Below are 4,499 nucleotides of genomic sequence, written 5' to 3'. Positions count from 1 at the left end.
CGGAGAACCTGCAGTTCAAGGAGACGTTCTTCTTTGGCAGGACCGACATGGCGAACGACCCCGAGCTGCTCGACCTCCTTGCGGCGGCGCACCTGAACTGGGTGCTCATAGGCGTGGAGTCCCTCAACCAGAAGACCCTGGACGCCGTGAACAAGCACCAGTCCATTGAGGACATCCGCCGTGCGGGCGAGGCGTGCCGCGAGCACGGCATACAGCTGATAGCGAGCATCGTCGTGGGGGCCGACACAGACACCCACGACGACATCATGCGCACCGTGCAATTCGCGAAGGAGATCGACGCCTCGAAGCTGCAACCTGCCATCCTGACGCCGTACCCGGGCACCCCGGTGTACGAGGGATACAAGAAGGAGGGCCGCATGCTGTGGCGCGACGAGCGCGACTGGGAGAACTTCGACATGATGAACGCCACCTACCAGCCAAGGAACATGTCGCCCTGGGACTTGCAGATGGAGTTCTTCCACGCCGCGTGCGAGTTCTACGACCGCAGGGGCGCCCTGCGCATGGGGAGGCTGTTTGGCCCCGCGTACGGCCTGACCCGCTACGCGCTGGCCCTCATCGCGCGCCTGGGGAAGTGGGGCACGTGGCTGGCCGGCCTGATTGGGAAGGGCAGCTGGTACCACTACCTGCGCCACGTCCCTTGGAGGTTCGCCGACGAGCACAGGGACGACGAGGTCGGCCGCCAGCTGCGGAAGCTGCGCCTGGCAGACGACGCGCAGGAGGCCCTGACCACGCTGACCATCCTCGCGGTGATGGCGGCGCCCGTGCTGCTCGGCGTGCGCGGCCACGGGAAGAAGGCCCTCGCGGGCGACTAGCGGGCCGCGTCGCGCCCCTGGGCATTGCTATAGTGAACGTGTGATTTGCGTACCGTCCTACCGCGACAGCGAGGTGTCCCATGTCCGACGACTTCTTTGATGACGACGACCCGTTCTTCCTGGTGAGCGACCGCCTTGACGCGGGGGAGAGCCCCAAGAGCGTCTACGCGTGGGCCAAGTCGCGTCGCACCAAGGTGCGCGACCAGGTCCTCCGCGAGCAGTGGGACGAGGCCCTGCGCTACATCCGCGAGGAGAACCCCGGTGTCGACTTCAAGTAGCGCAGCGACGCCGACGCCTGCGGACGCACGGCTGCCGCGCCTGCTGGACGTCCACCAGCACATCCTTCCCGCTCCCTACCTGGACGCGCTCGCGTCTGCCGGGATCGACACTGCGCGGGAGGACGGCTTCCCCACGCCACAGTGGGGCGAGAAGGACGCGCGCGCCTTCGCCCGCAGCATGAACATTGGCTTCTCGCTCCTCTCGATATCGTCACCGCACGTCAACTGGGGTGACGACGCCGCGTCCGCGCGGCTCTGCCGCCAGCTGAACGATTGCGCCTCGCGCATCTGCGCGGCCGACCCCGCACGCTACGGCTTCGCGGCCACGCTTCCCGTGCCGGACGTCTCCGCCTCCATCGCGGAGGCCCGCCGCGCGTACGCGCTCCCAGGCGCGCTCGCCGTCAAGGTCCCGACCAACGCGTGCGGCGTCTACCTGGGCGACCAGCGGCTCGACCCGCTCATGGCGGAGCTCGACGCCCGCTCGGCCGTCGTGCTGGTGCATCCCACCAGGCCGTCGGCCGTGCCGGCGGGCCAGTTCGCGGCGGAGCACGCACCCGTCTTCGAGTTCCTGGCCGATACCACGCGCGCCGTGCTCAACCTCGTCACCACGGGCACGCTCGAGCGCTACCCGCACGTGCGCTGGGTCGTCCCGCACTGCGGCGCCTTCGTGCCCGAGGTCGCCCATCGCATGCAGGGCATCTCCCGCATCTTCGTGCCCGCGGGCATGATGGCCAGCGCCGACGTGCTCGCAGCTGTCCGCGGCCTCTACTTCGACCTCGCAGGCGACGCGGAGCCCGTCATGTTCGACGCGCTCCTCAAGGTGGCCGACCCCTCGCACCTGCTCTACGGGAGCGACTGGCCCTACACGCCGGCGCCCCTCGCGCGCCAGAAGGCGCTCGCGCTCTTCGCGGGCCCGCACGCGTCCGCGCTCGAGGGCGCCCAGTGGAGAAACGCGGCCGCCCTCCTCGGCATCGCGTAGCCAACGGCTGCCGTCACGTGGCAGCGACGGCGCCGGCCGCGGCCCTTCTCGCCCAGCCGTCTGCGTCCGCAAGCGTTTCCGTAGCTGCCCCACAGTGGCAGCCTTCGCAATGTTGCGTTGCCGCACTTCGCGGTTTGTCCATAACTACCTGCGCTTTTTGCGCGCTCGGCGAAAATTGGCGACCGTTCAGCGTTATGGGTCTTGCGGAGTTTCGTTAACCAAGTGTTTCAGATGGTGGCTTTTGGGGAGCCAGTCCGTTCGCAAGAACGATTATGGTCGCGTACCGCAAGGGAGGTGCGCAGACGGCGCACCCGGTATGAGGAGATTCGAACATGGGCGTCAGCACGCTAGCAGAGGTAATTATTAGCTAGGTCGCGAGTCGGTGGCGAGCCGGCCCGCGGCCTCGTTCGCGGGCGGCTGACGCATCAGGTGGGGCCGCTTGGATGCTTGCCAGGCGGCCCCACTTTTTTGTTTGAATCCCGAAGGGAGCTTCACATGAACGGAATGCTGGTAATACTCGTTGCGGCCGTGGCGCTCGTCTGCGGCTACGCGCTCTATGGCCGATGGCTGGCCAAGAGCTGGGGCGTGGATCCCAAGGCACTCACGCCCGCACGCCGCATGGAGGACGACAAGGACTTCTCGCCCGCCTCTCGCTTCTCCGTCTTCTCTCACCAGTTCAGCTCGATCTGCGGCGCGGGCCCCGTCACGGGCACCATCGTCGCGATGATGTTCGGCTGGCTGCCGGTTCTGCTGTGGGTCCTCGTCGGCGGCATCTTCTTTGGCGCCGTGCATGACTTCGGTGCGCTGTACGCTTCCGTCAAGAACAACGGCAAGTCGCTCGGCCAGCTGATCGAGAAGTACATCGGCAAGACCGGCCGTCGCCTGTTCCTGCTCTTCAGCTGGCTGTTCTGCACCATCGTCATCGCGGCCTTCACCTCCATGGTCGCCGGCACCTTCGCCATGACCACCACCACCGCGGGCGCCGTCAACACCGCCAAGTCCTACGCCTCCGGCTGCGCCGGCACGATCTCGATCCTCTTCACGTTCGTCGCCATCGCCTTCGGCTGGCTGCGCCGCCGCTTCGACCTCAAGGGCTGGCAGGAGTTCGTCGTGGCCGTCGCCGCGATCGTCCTCATGTTCGCCGTCGGCATGCAGTTCCCCATCTACCTCAGCGCCAACGGCTGGATTGCCGTCGTGATGGTCTACCTGGTCTTCGCGTGCGCCATGCCTATCCAGACCCTCAAGCAGCCGCGTGACTACCTCACCACCATCATGATGGTCACCATGATCGTCTGCGCGGTCTTCGGCATCTTCGCGCTCGGCGTCAGGGGCCAGGCGACCATGACCGCCCCGATGGTCGCGTCCAGCGCCACCATGTCCAAGCTTGCCGCCAGCGGCCAGTACCTCTTCCCCCTGATGTTCGTCTCCGTCGCCTGCGGCGCGCTCTCCGGCTTCCACAGCCTGGTTTCCTCCGGCACCTCCTCCAAGCAGGTCTCTAACGAGAAGGACATGCTCCCGGTCGGCTACGGCGCCATGGTGCTCGAGTCCTTCGTCGGCGTCATCGCAATCGTCACCGCCGGCATCATGTTCAGCCAGATGAACACCGCCGGTACCGGTGCCCTCAACGCGGGCGTCGCCTCCACCCCGTTCCAGATCTTCGCCGCCGGCATCGCCCACGGCATGGAGACCATCGGCGTCAACAACACCGTCGCGACCGTCTTCATGACCATGAACGTCTCCGCGCTCGCCCTCACCTCCCTCGACGCCGTCGCCCGCATCGCCCGCAGCAGCTTCCAGGAGTTCTTCTACAGCTCCAACGACGCCGCCGCCGCCACCAAGGAGAAGGCCACCGGCGCCCGCAAGGTCATGACCAACGTGTACTTCTCCACCGCGGTCTCCCTGCTCGTCGGCCTCGTTCTCTGCTTCGGCGGCTACCTCAACATCTGGCCGCTCTTCGGCGCGTCCAATCAGCTGCTCGGCGGCATGACCATGATCACCCTCGCCGTCTTCTGCAAGGTCACCGGCCGCAAGGGCTGGATGCTCTACGTGCCCGTCGCCTTCCTGCTCTGCTGCACCTTCACCTCCCTTGCCATGAGCATCGCCAGCTGCTGGACCGCCGTCGCCACCTACGGCCTCTTCGGAACCATCCCCGCCACCGCGACCACCGCGGCAGCGCCCGTCCTTCTCACCAAGGGCCTCCAGCTGCTCGTCGCCGTGCTGCTCGTCGTCCTGGGCGTCATCGTCGCCTACAACTGCCTGAAGGAGTTCTTCACCGCCAAGGCAGGCTCCATGCCGGACGAGGAGCCCGAGTGGTCCGAGCTTGGCCGCAAGAACGTCGCGGCCGCCGAGGCCGAGGCCAACGCCCCCAAGGCAACGGCCGAGCCTCAGGTCCAGGCCTAGCGACTCAGG

The 4,499-nt window shown here is 66.9% G+C and carries 4 protein-coding genes; all 4 read left to right on the top strand.

The window, feature by feature from the left end; translation table 11 throughout:
* The coding region (locus ACI38Z_RS02640; protein ID WP_439788634.1) for a B12-binding domain-containing radical SAM protein at window positions 1–833 on the top strand (833 nt) is incomplete at its 5' end.
* Window positions 834–913: 80 nt separating this feature from the next.
* Window positions 914–1,111 carry a hypothetical protein gene (locus ACI38Z_RS02635; protein WP_439788633.1) on the top strand — a complete coding sequence of 66 codons (198 nt, stop codon included), beginning with the start codon at window positions 914–916 and terminating at the stop codon, window positions 1,109–1,111.
* Complete coding sequence (locus ACI38Z_RS02630) at window positions 1,095–2,090, top strand: amidohydrolase family protein (RefSeq protein ID WP_439788632.1); 996 nt, start codon at window positions 1,095–1,097, stop codon at window positions 2,088–2,090. Before ACI38Z_RS02635 ends, ACI38Z_RS02630 begins: the two co-directional genes overlap by 17 nt.
* 495 nt (window positions 2,091–2,585) lie before the next feature.
* Window positions 2,586–4,490 (top strand): carbon starvation CstA family protein, encoded by a 1,905-nt coding sequence (locus tag ACI38Z_RS02625; protein WP_439788631.1) that lies wholly within the window; start codon window positions 2,586–2,588, stop codon window positions 4,488–4,490.
* Window positions 4,491–4,499: the final 9 nt, after the last annotated feature.

The sequence above is a fragment of the Parafannyhessea sp. genome, from assembly GCF_051876455.1.
In the GTDB taxonomy this organism is placed as follows: Bacteria; Actinomycetota; Coriobacteriia; order Coriobacteriales; family Atopobiaceae; genus Parafannyhessea.
Note: the sequence above shows the minus strand (reverse complement) of the source record. Positions and strands in the feature narration are given on the sequence as shown.

Coding starts and splice junctions, on each gene's coding strand:
- ACI38Z_RS02635 (WP_439788633.1), top strand. CDS start 914: ATGTCCGACGACTTCTTTGATGACGACGACCCGTTCTTCCTGGTGAGC.
- ACI38Z_RS02625 (WP_439788631.1), top strand. CDS start 2,586: ATGAACGGAATGCTGGTAATACTCGTTGCGGCCGTGGCGCTCGTCTGC.